This is a genomic window from Dethiosulfatarculus sandiegensis (genome assembly GCF_000931935.2).
GTDB classification, from domain to species: domain Bacteria; phylum Desulfobacterota; class Desulfarculia; order Desulfarculales; family Desulfarculaceae; genus Dethiosulfatarculus; species Dethiosulfatarculus sandiegensis.
The window spans coordinates 213,390-227,293 of record NZ_AZAC01000056.1 but is presented as its reverse complement, the minus strand read 5'-3'; the positions used below and the strand labels follow the sequence as shown (position 1 = coordinate 227,293).

14 protein-coding genes are annotated in these 13,904 nt (G+C 54.5%); 6 read left to right on the top strand and 8 right to left on the bottom strand.

The genetic code is table 11. From position 1 onward, the window contains the following. Nucleotides 1-71: 71 nt before the first annotated feature. From der to X474_RS22025, 3 genes are read right to left on the bottom strand one after another with little or no spacing between them, the layout of a single operon-like run. The gene (gene der, locus X474_RS22035) at nt 72-1,415 is read right to left on the bottom strand and encodes a ribosome biogenesis GTPase Der (protein WP_044352019.1); all 1,344 of its coding nucleotides are present in this window, start codon (nt 1,413-1,415) and stop codon (nt 72-74) included. Next, complete coding sequence (locus X474_RS22030; protein ID WP_044352018.1) at nt 1,412-2,479, bottom strand: aminoglycoside phosphotransferase family protein; 1,068 nt, start codon at nt 2,477-2,479, stop codon at nt 1,412-1,414. The genes der and X474_RS22030 overlap by 4 nt, the downstream gene beginning before the upstream one ends. Continuing rightward, complete coding sequence (locus X474_RS22025) at nt 2,472-3,419, bottom strand: nucleotidyltransferase family protein (protein WP_044352016.1); 948 nt, start codon at nt 3,417-3,419, stop codon at nt 2,472-2,474. Before X474_RS22025 ends, X474_RS22030 begins: the two co-directional genes overlap by 8 nt. A 449-nt stretch (nt 3,420-3,868) precedes the next feature. On the opposite strand from X474_RS22025, the gene X474_RS22015 reads away from it, so the two are divergent. The 6 genes from X474_RS22015 to X474_RS21990 all read left to right on the top strand — a co-directional run bounded on the left by X474_RS22015 (nt 3,869) and on the right by X474_RS21990 (nt 9,155). Next, nucleotides 3,869-4,684, top strand: a complete 816-nt coding sequence (locus tag X474_RS22015; RefSeq protein WP_044352014.1) for a hypothetical protein — start codon at nt 3,869-3,871, stop codon at nt 4,682-4,684. A 3-nt stretch (nt 4,685-4,687) separates the two neighbouring features. Continuing rightward, nucleotides 4,688-5,731, top strand: a complete 1,044-nt coding sequence (gene nagZ, locus X474_RS22010) for a beta-N-acetylhexosaminidase (RefSeq protein ID WP_082464562.1) — start codon at nt 4,688-4,690, stop codon at nt 5,729-5,731. Nucleotides 5,732-5,857: 126 nt separating this feature from the next. Next, the gene (locus tag X474_RS22005; RefSeq protein WP_044352012.1) at nt 5,858-7,183 is read left to right on the top strand and encodes a hypothetical protein; all 1,326 of its coding nucleotides are present in this window, start codon (nt 5,858-5,860) and stop codon (nt 7,181-7,183) included. Between the two features lie 15 nt (nt 7,184-7,198). Continuing rightward, nucleotides 7,199-7,621, top strand: a complete 423-nt coding sequence (locus tag X474_RS22000) for a tetratricopeptide repeat protein (RefSeq protein ID WP_044352011.1) — start codon at nt 7,199-7,201, stop codon at nt 7,619-7,621. A 38-nt stretch (nt 7,622-7,659) separates the two neighbouring features. After that, entirely contained in the window at nt 7,660-8,133 is a 474-nt protein-coding gene (locus X474_RS21995) for a GNAT family N-acetyltransferase (RefSeq protein WP_052515509.1), read from the top strand. Between the two features lie 95 nt (nt 8,134-8,228). Beyond that, on the top strand, nt 8,229-9,155 hold the full coding sequence (locus X474_RS21990; RefSeq protein ID WP_156360885.1) for an MBL fold metallo-hydrolase: 927 nt from the start codon (nt 8,229-8,231) through the stop codon (nt 9,153-9,155). 51 nt (nt 9,156-9,206) lie between these two features. On the opposite strand, the gene X474_RS21985 is transcribed toward X474_RS21990, so the two are convergent. From X474_RS21985 to larC, 5 genes are all read right to left on the bottom strand, one after another. Next, the gene (locus X474_RS21985) at nt 9,207-9,650 is read right to left on the bottom strand and encodes a Fur family transcriptional regulator (RefSeq protein ID WP_044352009.1); all 444 of its coding nucleotides are present in this window, start codon (nt 9,648-9,650) and stop codon (nt 9,207-9,209) included. Beyond that, a complete protein-coding gene (locus tag X474_RS21980; protein WP_044352189.1) occupies nt 9,647-10,465 on the bottom strand; it encodes a metal ABC transporter permease in 819 nt (272 codons plus the stop codon). Before X474_RS21980 ends, X474_RS21985 begins: the two co-directional genes overlap by 4 nt. Beyond that, nucleotides 10,458-11,237 carry a metal ABC transporter ATP-binding protein gene (locus tag X474_RS21975; protein WP_044352007.1) on the bottom strand — a complete coding sequence of 260 codons (780 nt, stop codon included), beginning with the start codon at nt 11,235-11,237 and terminating at the stop codon, nt 10,458-10,460. Before X474_RS21975 ends, X474_RS21980 begins: the two co-directional genes overlap by 8 nt. A 54-nt stretch (nt 11,238-11,291) precedes the next feature. Further along, a complete protein-coding gene (locus X474_RS21970) occupies nt 11,292-12,254 on the bottom strand; it encodes a metal ABC transporter solute-binding protein, Zn/Mn family (protein WP_082464561.1) in 963 nt (320 codons plus the stop codon). A 473-nt stretch (nt 12,255-12,727) separates the two neighbouring features. Continuing rightward, on the bottom strand, nt 12,728-13,900 hold the full coding sequence (gene larC / locus X474_RS21965) for a nickel pincer cofactor biosynthesis protein LarC (protein WP_044352005.1): 1,173 nt from the start codon (nt 13,898-13,900) through the stop codon (nt 12,728-12,730). Nucleotides 13,901-13,904: the final 4 nt, after the last annotated feature.

The window sequence follows — 13,904 nt, the reverse complement described above, 5'->3', positions numbered from 1 at the left end:
GCCGCTCAAGCCAACTATTCGTGTTGACAACAAAATCAAAGATTCAAAACTAACCGGCGCACTGGTGTGTGTCAAGGCCGCCCCTTGTGGGATTTACGCCCAGACCGTTCCCTGAACAAAAGGCGCAAGGGAGCCTTTGTCAACCCCATTACTCCCCTCAGCTCATTATTCAGATAACGACGATAGGAAAAATGCACCGCCTTGGGGTTGTTGACAAACAACACGATCGTCGGCGGCCGGTTGGCCACCTGGGAGGCATAGTAGAATTTGAGCCTCTTGCCCTTGACCATGGGAGGCTGGTGCTTGGCCAGAATCATCTCCATGGCCTTATTCAAAGGTCCGGTGGCAATGCGCTTGTTATATTCTTCAAATACCTTTTTCACCTGGGGCAGAACCCGGTTCACCCCTTTTTTGGTCAAAGCGCTGATCTTCACCACCGGTGCGTAGGGAGCGAAACGGAAAGCCGACTCCAGGCGTTCTTTAAGCCGTCTTTGCTTGTATTCCTCGCCCTTTAAAAGATCCCATTTATTCAAAACCACCACCAGGCCCCGGTAGGATTCCACGGCCTGACCCGCCAGGCGCAGGTCCTGGTCTGTAATGCCCTCAAAGGCGTCTAAGACCACCACCGCTACATGGGCCCTTTCCAGGGAGCGCAGGGACCTGAAAACACCGGCCTTTTCTATCCCCTTTTCAACCCTGCCCAGTTTTCTTATGCCCGCGGTGTCTATGAGCACGTAATCCTGGCCGTCGAAGGTGAAGGGCGTATCGATTGTGTCCCTGGTGGTGCCGGCCACATCGCTCACCACCACCCGGGGGCTGCCGACCAGGGCGTTCAAAAGGGAGGATTTGCCCACATTGGGCCTTCCCAAAAGGGTGACCCGTATCTCTCCGGAGTTATCTTCGTCTTCTTCTTCCACAGACGGCAGGGCGGCCATCACGTCCTGCATCATATCCCAGATGCCATAGCCGTGGGCCGAACTGATGAAATGCAAGGGTGTGATTCCCAAGGCGTAAAATTCGGAAGCCGCGTCTTCCTTTTCCGGGGAGTCTATCTTGTTGACGCAGGCTATCACCGGTTTATGAGAACGCCTCAGCATATCGGCCACATGACTGTCCAGGGGGCTCAAGCCATACTTGCCGTCTGTAAGAAACAAAATCAGATCAGCCTCTTCCATGGCCAGTTTGATCTGGGCATGGACCTCATCGGCAAAGGCCTGGTCCGCTGGAGGGTCGAAACCACCGGTATCGATAAGGGTGAAGGGCTTTTCATAGGATTCCACCCGGCCGTAGAGGCGATCCCTGGTCACACCGGGAAGATCATCCACCAGAGCCATTTTGCTCTTGGTCAGGCGATTAAAAAGGGTGGACTTGCCCACATTGGGGCGTCCCACCACAGCTACTATCGGGGTCGTCATCTCTTTTCACCTCCATTAAGGGGTGATAACGCCCTGGGATCAAACCGGGCGGCCAAGGCCTGCACCAGATCCCTGAAGGCAAAAAATTCCTCAAATGCGGGTTCACTCACCAGCCGCTTGAGCGCAGCCAGAGCCGGTGCGGCATGAGGCGCGAAATGCGTCCTGCCCCGAACCCGGGTCAAAAAGGCGTAAGCGCCCAGGGCCTGCATGATCCTGCTTGCGCTCACCATGGGCCAGCCCTTGCGAAAGACCTCCCGGTCAAAGGGACCCAGCTCCTTTTGCAGCCCTATATACACCTCAACCAGCTCTTCCTTAAGTTGCCGGGAAAGATCCACATAAGGGTCGTGCAGCAGTGAGGCCAGATCATACTGGCAAGGCCCCAGACGGCCACCCTGAAAATCCACCAGGCCCGGTCCCCGGGAGGTCAAAAGAATATTCCTGCTTTGAAAATCCCGGTGCACAAAGCCCCGAGGCGAAGCTTCTCCGGCCAGGCGGCAGATTTCTTCCAGTTCCTGTTCCAGGGCCTGATTAAGATCTGCGGCCAACAAACCGCAAGCCCCCACGGCAAACTGTTCCCAAAAATAGGCGGCCTCTCTTTTCCGCAAAAAGCCTGGAGTAAGCTCATCGCCGTCAAAGCAGAATTCGAGTTTCATATTGCGGGCGGCTTTTCTTTGCATACGCGCCAGCATGGCCAACACGGGCCTGTAAAGCTCAAGCAATGCCCCGTGATCGCCGGCCAGGGAAAGAACCTTTTGCTGAAACAATTGGGAGCCCAAGTCTTCCAGCAAAAAGAAACCCTGGTCAAGATCCTTGACCAACAACTCGGGCACATGAATTCCCAGCCCGGCCAGGTGACCGGCGAGATAATCATAGGCCAGGTTCTCGGGCCGGTTATCCGGATTGGCCATACCCACCAGACTGCGGCCCTGGTTGTCCGTAAGCCTCAGAAAAACCCGGGGTGAACCATCCGCCTGGACAACCCCTGCCTCCAAATCCCCTTCACAGGCAAAGGGCCAGTTTTGAACGGCCCAGGTTTTGAGCTTCTCTGTCAGGGGCTTAGGCATGGGCCCCTCCCCCAAGATCCGAATTGGCCACAAATCCGTCGGCCAAAACCGCTCCCGTCACTGTTACCCCGGACCTTATTCTGGCCCCGGGCAGGAGTATGGAGTCGCTTACCTTGGCTCCGGACTCGACCACTGCATCCTCTCCCATGATCAGAAAGCCGCTGGTCGCAGCACCCGGCTCGATCCTAGCCCCCCGGGCCAAGACCGGTGATTCAGAGGGAGACAAAAAGGCCAGCTCCGAAGGAGGGGACTGGCATAATAACCGGTTGACCGCCAGATAGCGCTCAACATCACCTAAGTCGTCCCAAAAACAACCCGGCTCATAAGCCCTTATCTCACAACCCTTGCTAATGGCCGTGCGAAAGGCGTCCACCAGGCTGGAAGGGCCTTTTGCGGGTAAGAAATCCAAGAGTTCGGGCCTTAACCTGGCCAGGCCGCAATAGGTTTTCCAGCGGGCGTTCGGGGGGATATTCTCATCGCCCTTAAAGCCGAGCACCCGCCCTCCTTTATCCAGGGCCACGGTGTTAAAGGCCGGGTTATCAACCACAACCAACAGGGCCAGGGGGTTATCCACACCGGCGATCTGCTCCAGCTTTAGAAGGTCCAGACTGCTCAAGACATCTGCGTTAACCAGAAAAAAGGGGGCTTCACCCAATAGTGGACGCGCCTTAACCAGGCCCCCGCCGGTGCCTAAAATGCGGGGTTCATGGCTCACACGCACCAAAAGGTCCGGATCATCAAGCCGGTTTATATAAGACTGAACCCTGTCCGCCAGGTGATGGGTGTTCACCACTGCGCAATCCACCCCACAGGCGGCCAGCTTTTCCAGCCACAGCCCCAACAGGGGCTTGGAAACAACCGGCATCAGGCATTTGGGGCGGCGGCGAGTGAGGGGCAAAAGGCGAGTGCCCAGGCCCGCGGCCAGAACCATGGCCCGCATGGCCTTCTCCTTTTATCAGGTTATTCGGCCTCGCAGGGCCGTTTAAAGGTAAAATAAAGCCTGTGTAATATAACCATTTATTGTATCAGATGAAACACATGGTCACGCTTGGATGCCTTAAAACAGCACTTCCGGGCTGAAATTACGTTTCTTCATTATAAGGGTGTCGTTTCTTTCGATTCCCCAATAAATATTTAAAGGGTAGTCGGCCCGCCTCAGGCGCCTTTTCCCTAAAGGCCCCAAAGGGGCGTGCACAGGCAGGTTTTTGCTTCTCCGGTATTGCAGGCCCGTTTCAAGCCGGATAAAACCCAGGAGAATCACTTTTTGCAAGGCAATCAATTGTATAGCATAATAGTGCCTCTGCAACAATCACTGGACCCTTGACTATCTCTTCAGGCAAAGGGATCATTGGCAAATAATCTCCTGTAACTTCAGGCAAAGAGGTTTCCATGCCCTTAAGAAAACCGCTCAGAATCCTGGTGATCTGCCTTTTTTTATTTTCACTTACCTGTGTGGCAGGCTGCTTTGACTATACCGTGGAACTTACCCTGCAAGAAAAAGGTAGTGGAATCATTGACATAAGTCTTGATATGCCCCGTGGGCTGGCCGGGGACAACCCGCCCAATCCCCTGGATTCTCTTTTATTCCCCATACCGCGTAAAAAAACCGAAATGGTCGGGGACCGGGTGATTATAAAAGAATTCGCCGGGTTCAGCTGGCCGGACCTGGTGGTGGCCAATCGGGTCTGGTTTGAAGTGGAGCGGATCAGGGTCGGCGTATTGGGCATAACCGATTATACCTATCGCCTCACCACCAAGCTGCGTTCCCTGGAAGGCGAACTGCCGGACCGGGACGTGTTGCCCGGCAGGGAGCTTGAGCAAAAGGCCCTGAAAAACAGGCCCACCGATCCGGCGGAGATCAAGGCCAGGTCCCTTTTGGCCAGAAGCCTGGTCGGGCACCATGTCACTTTGCGCATCAATCTTCCGGGCGAAGTCACCAAAACCTATCCCCTGGTTCTGGGCACAAAGGTCATAGAACCGGTGGTCTCCGAAAAAAGAGCCGCCATAACCTGGCAGGTTCCCCTCTCCACCCTGGCCAATGAACAGATAAGGGACAACATGGTCTTCAGGGTGGAGTTCCAGGGCGTCATGGATTTCCGGGGCAAGGGGCAAACCCTGGCCCACACCCGCTATCCCAAGGCCTCGGATCTGACCCGGATCAAAAAGGAAAGGGAAAAGGCGCTTAAGGAAGGCAGCCGGGACTGAAAAATGATGTCACCTGAAGAAATCAGGGCCGCCTTGGCCCAATCATTTGTTGTGGGCCTGCAAGGACCGACCCCACTGGCCGAAGAACTGGAGATGGTGGGGGACAAGGGTCTCGGCGGGGTGATCCTCTTCAAACGAAACTGTGAAGGGCCTGAACAGGTCTGGCGGCTGAACCGGGACCTGCGCCGGGCTGCCGAGCAGGCAGGCAACCCCACCCTGTTTGCGATGGTGGACCAGGAAGGCGGCACTGTAGCCCGGCTCAAGGGCGACTTCACCCATGACCCGGATTTTTGCGAATTGGGAGATAAAGACGAAAAGGCTCTTTATGATCACGGCCTTCGCCTGGGAAGGGAGCTTTCCCTGGCCGGTTTCAACTGGAACCTGGCCCCGGTTCTGGATGTGCACGGCCTCCCGGACGGGGTGATGGCCCGCCGCAGCCTGGGTTCAGACCCTCAGGTGGTGGGCCGCCTCGGCGCAGCTTATATAAAGGGCCAGCAAAAGGCTGGTGTTCTGGCCTGCGGCAAGCATTTTCCCGGCCTGGGCAGGACCACCAAGGACACTCACAAAGAACGCCCCATAGTGGACCTTTCAGCCCCCGAACTGGCCGCCATGGAGCTTATTCCCTTTGAGCGGGCCATCCAGGCGGAATCGGCCGGAATAATGGTCTGCCATGCAGTTTTCAGTTCAATCGATCCCACCCTGCCCGCATCACTTTCCCCCAAAATCAGTGAAGGCCTCTTAAGGAGGCAAATGGGATTCAAGGGACTCATCCTTTCCGATGACCTGGAGATGGGAGCCCTTGCAGCCAACCTGGATCCGGCCGGGGCAGCGGTCAAGGCTTATCAGGCCGGAGTTGACCTGCTTTTAATCTGCCACCGTGCGGAATACGCCCTGGCGGCCCTGGATGAATTGGTTGACAAGGCGCTGAAACGGCAAATCAGCCAAGAGCGCATCCAAAAAGGGTTGAAGCGCATCTTGACCTATAAAGAAAATCTGCCCGCCCGGTTCCCCGAGCTGGCTGAACTTAATCAGGCGCTTAAGGCCTGATTAACGCCTTTACCTCAGCCGAGACTTAAGAATTAAACATATCAAAATTCTTGATTCAAGATTTGCTCCCTTTATACCGATATCGTAAGTGTATGGCTGTATCTAAAACGCCAGGGAGCCAATTACTTGAGCGTCACTATCAAATATAAAGAACTCTTGGAAAAACCGGTGTTGATCACCCCGGCTAAACGCAGTCCCTCGGTGAAACGGGAAACCCTTTCGGATAAAAAGCCGGAGTATGAATCCCCTTTAAGCCTTTATCTCGCGAGCCGCCGCTCCAACCTGAAGGAAGAGGTCTTTCAACAGGAACAGGAAAGAGTCCTGTCTCAGGTTCGGAGCAGGGTGGCGAACCTGGCCCAAAACATAGATGACTTAACCGTACCCCAGACCGATCTGCTGCCGTATTATAAATACGCCAAAAGTTCGGAACCCCAGGCCTTAAGCGCCGAGGCGGATCAGGAAGCGCCCTGGCCCTCTTCCTATTCGGTCAAGGTGTACCACCCGGCCAGGGGCCAGGTTATCCAAAGCCAGGGGCAAAATCCCATAGAGGAGGTGAATCTGGCCGACGGTGAACACACCTTTATCCTTAATCTTGATGGTGAAGAAAAGGAAGTCAGCGTAACGGTCAACAATACCGAGGACAACACAGACACCCAGGAAGAATTCCTGGAGCGGCTCGGCATTCTTATTGAGTCACAAAGCTCTCAATTAACCGCCCGGCTGGAATATTCCTTTGAGGATGCCTGGGACCCGGCCCCCAGAACCAGACCCATGAATCGGGTGGTCCGCCTGGTGGTGGAGTCCAGTGAGGCGGGCATGGGGCCTGATTTTCATTTCACAGACACAGAAGGTGAATCTCTGATCTCTGACTACGGCCTTGACCGGGGGCTTCCCCCCCAAGCGGCCATGGTTTATTCAGGAGGCGCCATAAGGGAGCAAAGCACAAATCAACTCAGCCTGGCCGACGGGCATTTAAACGCCGAGATCAAGGACGCAACCAACGGCATGGTGGAGATAGAAGTTTTAAAGGGCGGCGAAGAACTCAACCGGGATTTGCAAAAGATCATTGACGAATACAACAGTCTGGTGGATTATCTGGATTTAAACTCAGACCTCCTGAGACCCTCCTTGAAAGACAGGGTGATCCGGCCTTTGGAAGATCAATCCAGGCAACTTTTTGAAATGGGTCTACAGGCCTCGCCCCAGGGGAAGATGAAGGTATTGAGTGAATTCCCAGGGCAATTGACAGATAACTACAGCCAGGTGAAGGCAAAGGTTCTGGATGATGATGGCTGGATGGGAAGGCTGAAAACCAAGCTGGACCAAATTCTCGATCTGGAAGAAGACGCCTTTGCCGCCCAACCGGCGACCCGGTCGAACCTGCAGGCCAGGCAAGAAGCCTGGGCCCTTTTGGAACATTTAACAGACGGCATTATCAACGGCTATTACTGAACCGGAAAAATAAAAATGAAAAAACTTATCCCGCTGCTTTTGTTGTGTCTACTTCCCGTTTCCCTGGCCCTGGCTTCCCCCAGCGGCCTCATAGACCAAGGCAACCAGGCCGCGGCCAAAGGAGACCTTGCCAAGGCGACAAGCCTTTATCAAAAGGCCATAGCCTCGGGCAAGCTTTCCAAGGCAAACCTGGCCGTGGCCAGAACCAACCTGGGGTGCGCCCTGGATGATCAGGGTCAGGTCGATCAGGCCATAGCCCAGTTCAACCTGGCCCTTAAGGCAGATCCCTCCTATGCCCAGGCCTATTACAACCGCAGTTTCTGCTTTGAGCGCAAAAACCTTCCCAAACTGGCCCTGGAAGATGCCATGCAGGCGGTCAAGATCGCGCCCGGCGATAAAGACTACGCGGCTCGGCTCAACTATCTCAAAGGTCAATAGGGTTTCTTCATCACCTCCATTCCCTGCGGAAAAGACAAATGAGCATCTCCATACGCCCCCTGGCGGCCGGCGACGCGAAAAGCCTGCCCATCATCCACTCAAACGCGGTGCGCGTTATGGCCAGGGAACACTATTCCCAAGAGATAATAGAAGCCTGGACCGGTGCCTTTACCCGGGCAGATATAGAAAGCGCCTTGAATGAGCCCCAAACCCAATGGCTCTTGGCCCTGGACGCTGACGAACCGGCCGGTTTTGCCCTGCGCCACGGCCCTGAAATCAGGGCGGTGTATGTACACCCCGACCACTCAAGAAAAGGGCTGGGGCGAACGCTTTTAACCGAATTGGAACAAAAAGCCCGGCAAGAGGGGCACACCTCTCTGCAATTGGAAGCCTCACTGAATGCCCGCCCCTTTTACCAAAAACAGGGATACCGGGATGTCACCCGCTCATTTTTCAACCTGCCTGACGGGCTTTTGATGGAAAGTGTCAAGATGACCAAGGAGTTATCCTGAAAGTTCTCACCCTTCTCCGGCTTAGGGCATTGACTTGACGCTTGAAACCGGGCAAGCTGCCCCAAGGTTTGCATCACCTTGGGGCCGTTGTGCGCATGAAAGAACCGGTAGAAATTTTAAAGGGTCTTTTTTTCTGTGAAAGGGGTTTTCTAAACGCCAATCACTTTGTGCTGACAAGACCTTATAAAGCCCTTATCGACACCGGCTATCTCACCTGTCTGGAGCAGACCGAAAAAATACTGAACTCCCTGGGAGTAAAATTCAGCCAGGTAAGGCTTATTGTCTCCACTCACACCCACTCAGACCATATCGGCGGCAACCGGACCATACAAAAAGCCTCCAACTGCCGGGTGGCCCTGCATCCCCTGGGCAGGAAGTTCATGGAGCGAAAGGACAGCCGCTCGCCTTGGTGGAGTTACTATGGTCATAAAGCCGAATTCTTTTCCGCCGATCTTACTCTGCATGACCGGGATATGCTTAGCCTTGGCGATCATGAATTCATGGTGATCCATACGCCCGGCCATGCCGCCGACGGAATCTGCCTTTACAACCCCAAGGAAAAACTGCTTATCTCCTCGGACGCCCTTTGGGAAAACGACCTGGCCGCCATGACTCCCCTGGTGGAGGGGGAAGATTGTGTAATAAAGGCCAGACAGTCTCTGGAAAGCCTTGGCAGGCTTGAAGTCGGGCTTGTCTGCCCGGGGCACGGGCCGTGCTTTAAAAATGCGCCAAAGGCCCTGGTCAAGGCGGACAGACGCCTTAAGTCGTATCTCAAGGACCCGGAAAAAATGGCCCGCGACCAGATAAAACGGATCTTCATATTCACCCTGATGATGCTGAACAACCCCTTGAGGCAAGATTTTGTCCAGCACCTTAAGAGCGTCCCCTGGTTTCAGGAAACCGTGGATCGGTATTTCAACGGCGAATACGAACCGGTGAAACGTGATATCCTGGAGGAGCTCAAAAAAAGGGGCCTGATTGCCGAAAAACAAAACCGTCTTTTCAGCACAATCAGACCCTGATTATTTTATAAAACGCCAGTGCAGGGTGTGTCCTGCACCGTGCACTGGCTTTTATCCTTTTTTCCGCGTACGGGCCAGACAGGCCGGACAAAGTCCTTCCAGGGTGACCTCAAGGTGATCCACCTGGGCAGGGTAAAGGTCTTTCAAACGTGAATAATCCAGTTTGACCAGACCCGGCTCAAGGCAGGATTTGACTCCGCAGGCCTTGCAGTAAAAATGGGGGTGGCTCTCCCTGCCTGGACCGGCGACCAAATGATAGCAAAAGGCCCTGCTGCCTGATTTCAGGCGATCCAGCAGACCGGCCTTGAAAAACGTTTCCAAAAGCCTGTAGACCGTCACCCGGTCAATGGGTCCCTTTTGCCGGGCCTTTTTAAACAGTTCAGTGGCTGAGAGGGGCTTTTCTCCCTCCTCCAGCACAGAGAGCAAAAGCAGCCTGCGGCTGGTGGGTTTCAACCCTGCCTCGGTGAGCAAACGTTTAAGATCCAAGCCTTTCATTGTCCAGTCCCGGCCGGTAACAGGGGGTTCAGCAAAAGCGAAGCGAAAAAGAAAATTCCAGCCACACAGATAATACTCGCACCTGAGGTGAGATTAAAGACATAAGACAGCATCAAGCCTACAATGGTGAAGAACCCGCAGAGTAATGATGAAACAAACATCATGGATTTCAGTGACCTGCACCAACCCTCCGCCATATAAGTGGGAATGGTCAATAAGGCGATGACCAGTAAAAGCCCCACCACCCGGATCAAAAATACCACCACCAGGGCTATCATCACCACCAGCAAATAATACAAAGCCCTTACCGGCACCCCCCGGGAGACGGCAAACTGCTCGTCATAGGAGATGGCCAGAAAACGGGGATAAAAAAGAAACACCAGCCCCAGGCAGAGCAGGTCCAAGGCGGCTATGAAATAAAGATCGCTTGATGGAACCGCCAGGATGGAGCCAAACAGATAGCTCATCAGATCCACGTTGTACCCGGGCGTGAGGTCCATCAAAATTACGCCCATAGCCATGCCCAAGGCCCAGATTACTCCGATTATGGTGTCTGCCCTTTTTTTGTTTTTAAGGGTTATCCAGGCCATGATCAAAGCCGCGCTCAAGGTGAACCCCACCGCTCCCAAAAGCGGGCTGATGCCCAGAAAAAAGGCCAGGCCGATTCCGCCGTAAGCAGTGTGGGCGATGCCGCCGGAGATGAACACTATCCGATTCACCACCACCAGGGAACCGATCACTCCGCAAGCCAGGCTGGCCAGAAGACCGGCCAGGATTGCGTTTTGCATAAACTCCATCTGGAGGGCCTCAAGCATCTTCATCCTCCTCCTGATGGTTGTGCAGGGCCAGCACCCGATGGGGCATGCCGTGGGCCACCAACTCCACCGGGCAGTTATAGGTCTTTTGCATCATCTCGGGCGTGATTTCGGCTGAATGATGGTGGAAAACCGTATGATTCACGCAGGCCACGCTCTTTACATGGGTTGAAATGACGTTTAAGTCATGGCTGACCAAAACAATGGTCATGCTCTCGTTCAATTCAGCCAGGAGATCGTAAAAACGCCCTTGCCAGGTGCGATCCACACTGGAGGTGGGCTCATCCAGAAGCAAAAGGCTGGGGTTGTCGACCAGGGCGCGGGCAATAAAAACCCTTTGACGCTGGCCGCCGGAGAGTTTATCCACCTGCTCCTTCAGGTATGCTCCCATACCCACCCACTCCAGGGCCTGTGCGGCGGCCGCGCGGTCTTTTTTACCCCAGCCGAAAAACTTGAACCCGGCGGTGAGCCGCCCCATGAGAACCACTTCTTCCACTGTCACCGGCAGTCCCGTGCCGTTGGTTATCTCCTGGGGCACATACCCCACCCCCTTGGGGGTTCCGGGCATTTTCCTTCCCAAGACCCGAACCGATCCCCTGTCCGGGGCGATCACCCCGGCCATGATCTTCAACAGGGTGCTTTTCCCTCCTCCGTTGGGACCTAAAAAGGCAACATAATCACCCTGTTCCACGGTAAGGCTCACCCCATTCAAGACCTGCCCCCTACCGTAGGAGTAGTAAAGGTTTTTTATTTCAATTACCGGTTCACTCAAAACACTGTCCCCGTATCTGTTTTTTCCTGCAAATGATTAATCCTGATCCACGTTTCAGCGCAGGGCCTTTTTCATCTCAAGGGCGGCCTTTTTCAAATTAGCGGCCCAATCAAGGGCCAGGGGATCTATTTTCAGCACCTTGCCGCCGATGGCCTGGGCCACGGAAGAAGCCGCCTTGGTGGAAAACTGCGGCTGCACAAATATCACCTTGACCTCCAGTTCCCTGGCCTGCTTGATCAAAGCCATGAGCCCCCGAGGAGTGGGTTCCTTGCCTTCCTTTTCCACTGGTATCTGCTTAAGGCCATAGGCATCGGCAAAATAGCCCCAGGCCGGATGAAACACCATCAGGCGGTTTTTGCCGGAGACCCGGCTGAAGGCCTGGCGCAGCTCCTCGTCCAGCGAGGCGATTTGTTTTTTAAAGGCCTGATAATTACTTTCATAAACACCCTTATTAGCCGGGTCCAGGTACTTTAACTCCCGCAAAATTGCTTGTGCCTGGATAGCCACCAGGGGCGGAGAAAGCCAGATATGGGGGTCTGCGCCTGCTGTGTGTTTGTGACCGCCGTGTGCGGAATCAGGGCCTGATTCATGGCCCTTAACGGGTTTTCGGGTGGTTACATCCACCCTGGGCACCTTGGCCTGAGTGAAAACGATTCGCATGCCGGGATTTGCCGCCGTTATCCTGGGCAGCCAGGTCTTTTCAAAAGGCACCCCAATGGCAAAATAAGCCCTGGCCTTTTGCAAGGCCGCCATTTGCGCGGGCTTGGGTTCATAAGTTGCCGGAGAAGCGGCCTTGGGGACCATCACCTCGACCTGTGCCAGGTCCCCTGCGATGCGCTCCACAAAGTATTTCTGAGGCGTTATACTAACAAACACCTTCAGCCGATCTCCGGCCAAGGCACTATCAGGCCGGACCAGGCTCATCAGTAACGCACTGACAATTAACAAGGAAAAAACAAAACCCGTTTTAAAAACCTTTTGCCCGGGTAAAAGGCGTTTTGCAAACAAAGCTGTCATCTCAGATCCCCCATCCCTATTTAGGATTTATGTGAAAGGCCTTGAGCCATCAAACAAAGCGTTTTAACTTTCTGGGATTAATTGTGAGTCTCAGGCAGGCAAAATGCAACAAAGTTGCAAAAAAAACAAAACCCATCAACTGTGGGATCACCTTTAAGTCTGACCGGATCAAATCTCAAATTCGATAGAAAACCGCCAAAGCTCCAAAATATGCGCTAATTAAGTAAAACAGCCAATGGCAGTGGACCTTACCGATGAGCTGGTCTTAATTTAATAAAAAACAACTTATAAAGTAAGTTTTCACAAAATTCAAGCCTTAAAAAATGCCCGGGAGTTGAAAACTTCCGGGCATTTTTTAAGGCTTCTGACAAACAGCCTGTGTACGGGGCACTTGGCAAGACCACGTTTTTGCCAAGTGGCATCTGACCAAGTCCGGGATGGATTTATCAGCGAGTTTATTCCTTAAACCTTGGTCAGGCCTTTTGCTCCTGCCTTTCCAGGGCGCTTATAATGCCTTGGCGCACCATAAACGGAGCCAGCCCGGTCTCTTTGCTGATGCGCAGTACATCATCGGCCTCGGGATGCATGCACCATAAACCGGCTACCCTGGTGCGCTTGACCCTGGCCGGGCCCCAGGGGCTTTCCACGGTCACGATCTCCCTGGGAACGCAACGCCTCTCGGTGCGGGTGATGCGCACACCCAGAGAAGTTGTCTGTTCCAATACCAGTTGGGCCATTTCTTCAGCCTTTTCCGGCGAGCAGGAAACCATGACCCGCAAACCCGGACGCCCCTTTTTCATATAAAGAGGGGCAGCACTGGCATCAAGGGCCCCGGCTTTCATAAAGCGGTCCAGCACCATGGGCAGGTCCTCCGGGGTCTGGTCATCCAGATGGCAGGTTATCTCCACCACCTGCCTGGCCTCGGGCAGAATCCGCCCCTCTCCCCAGATAACCCGAACAATGTTGGGACTAAGCCTGGAAGGGCGTTCACCGCCTCCGGTGCCGGAACTTTTTATCTTCATCTGGGGCAGATCGCCAAAGCTGTGGGCCAGGGTGCTCACCAGGGCCGCGCCTGTGGGCGTAACTGTCTCCTCCTGCTCAACCCAGGATCTTACCGGAGCCCCTTCCAAAAGCCCCAAAACCGCGGGTGCGGGCAAGGGCAATCTGCCATGGGCGCAGTCCACGAATCCCCGTCCCAGAGGCAAAGGCGAGCAGACTACTTGATCGGGCTTGAGCCAGGCCAGGGCCCCACAGGTGGCGATAACATCCACCATGGCGTCAACAGCTCCTACCTCGTGAAAATGCACTTCCTCGGGTGAAACGCCATGCACCTTGCCCTCGGCCAGGGACATACGCTCAAAAACCCGCTCCGCAGGGCCTTTGACCTCCTCAGGCAGGCAACTCAAGATCTCCTTGACCTGGGCCACTCCCCTGAAGGGCTGCTCAGGCGGGGCAATCACCTCGATGCGGCGGCAGGCGATCCCCATATGATCCAGGTAAACCTCCCTCACCTCCACACCTTCCAGGCCCAAGGCCTGAACTAATTTCTCCAGCTCCGAAAAGGGCCATCCAAGGTCAAGAAAGGCCCCGGCCAGCATATCTCCGGCCACACCACCGCAAGCGTCTATATAGAGAATCCCCGACATCTCA

Excerpts from the sequence above, each read along its gene's own strand:
- X474_RS21980 (WP_044352189.1), bottom strand. The coding sequence starts at position 10,465 with ATGCTTGAGGCCCTCCAGATGGAGTTTATGCAAAACGCAATCCTGGCC.
- X474_RS22000 (WP_044352011.1), top strand. The coding sequence starts at position 7,199 with ATGAAAAAACTTATCCCGCTGCTTTTGTTGTGTCTACTTCCCGTTTCC.
- X474_RS22015 (WP_044352014.1), top strand. The coding sequence starts at position 3,869 with ATGCCCTTAAGAAAACCGCTCAGAATCCTGGTGATCTGCCTTTTTTTA.
- der (WP_044352019.1), bottom strand. The coding sequence starts at position 1,415 with ATGACGACCCCGATAGTAGCTGTGGTGGGACGCCCCAATGTGGGCAAG.
- X474_RS22030 (WP_044352018.1), bottom strand. The coding sequence starts at position 2,479 with ATGCCTAAGCCCCTGACAGAGAAGCTCAAAACCTGGGCCGTTCAAAAC.
- X474_RS21995 (WP_052515509.1), top strand. The coding sequence starts at position 7,660 with ATGAGCATCTCCATACGCCCCCTGGCGGCCGGCGACGCGAAAAGCCTG.
- X474_RS21990 (WP_156360885.1), top strand. The coding sequence starts at position 8,229 with ATGAAAGAACCGGTAGAAATTTTAAAGGGTCTTTTTTTCTGTGAAAGG.
- X474_RS21970 (WP_082464561.1), bottom strand. The coding sequence starts at position 12,254 with ATGACAGCTTTGTTTGCAAAACGCCTTTTACCCGGGCAAAAGGTTTTT.
- X474_RS22025 (WP_044352016.1), bottom strand. The coding sequence starts at position 3,419 with ATGCGGGCCATGGTTCTGGCCGCGGGCCTGGGCACTCGCCTTTTGCCC.
- larC (WP_044352005.1), bottom strand. The coding sequence starts at position 13,900 with ATGTCGGGGATTCTCTATATAGACGCTTGCGGTGGTGTGGCCGGAGAT.
- nagZ (WP_082464562.1), top strand. The coding sequence starts at position 4,688 with ATGATGTCACCTGAAGAAATCAGGGCCGCCTTGGCCCAATCATTTGTT.
- X474_RS21985 (WP_044352009.1), bottom strand. The coding sequence starts at position 9,650 with ATGAAAGGCTTGGATCTTAAACGTTTGCTCACCGAGGCAGGGTTGAAA.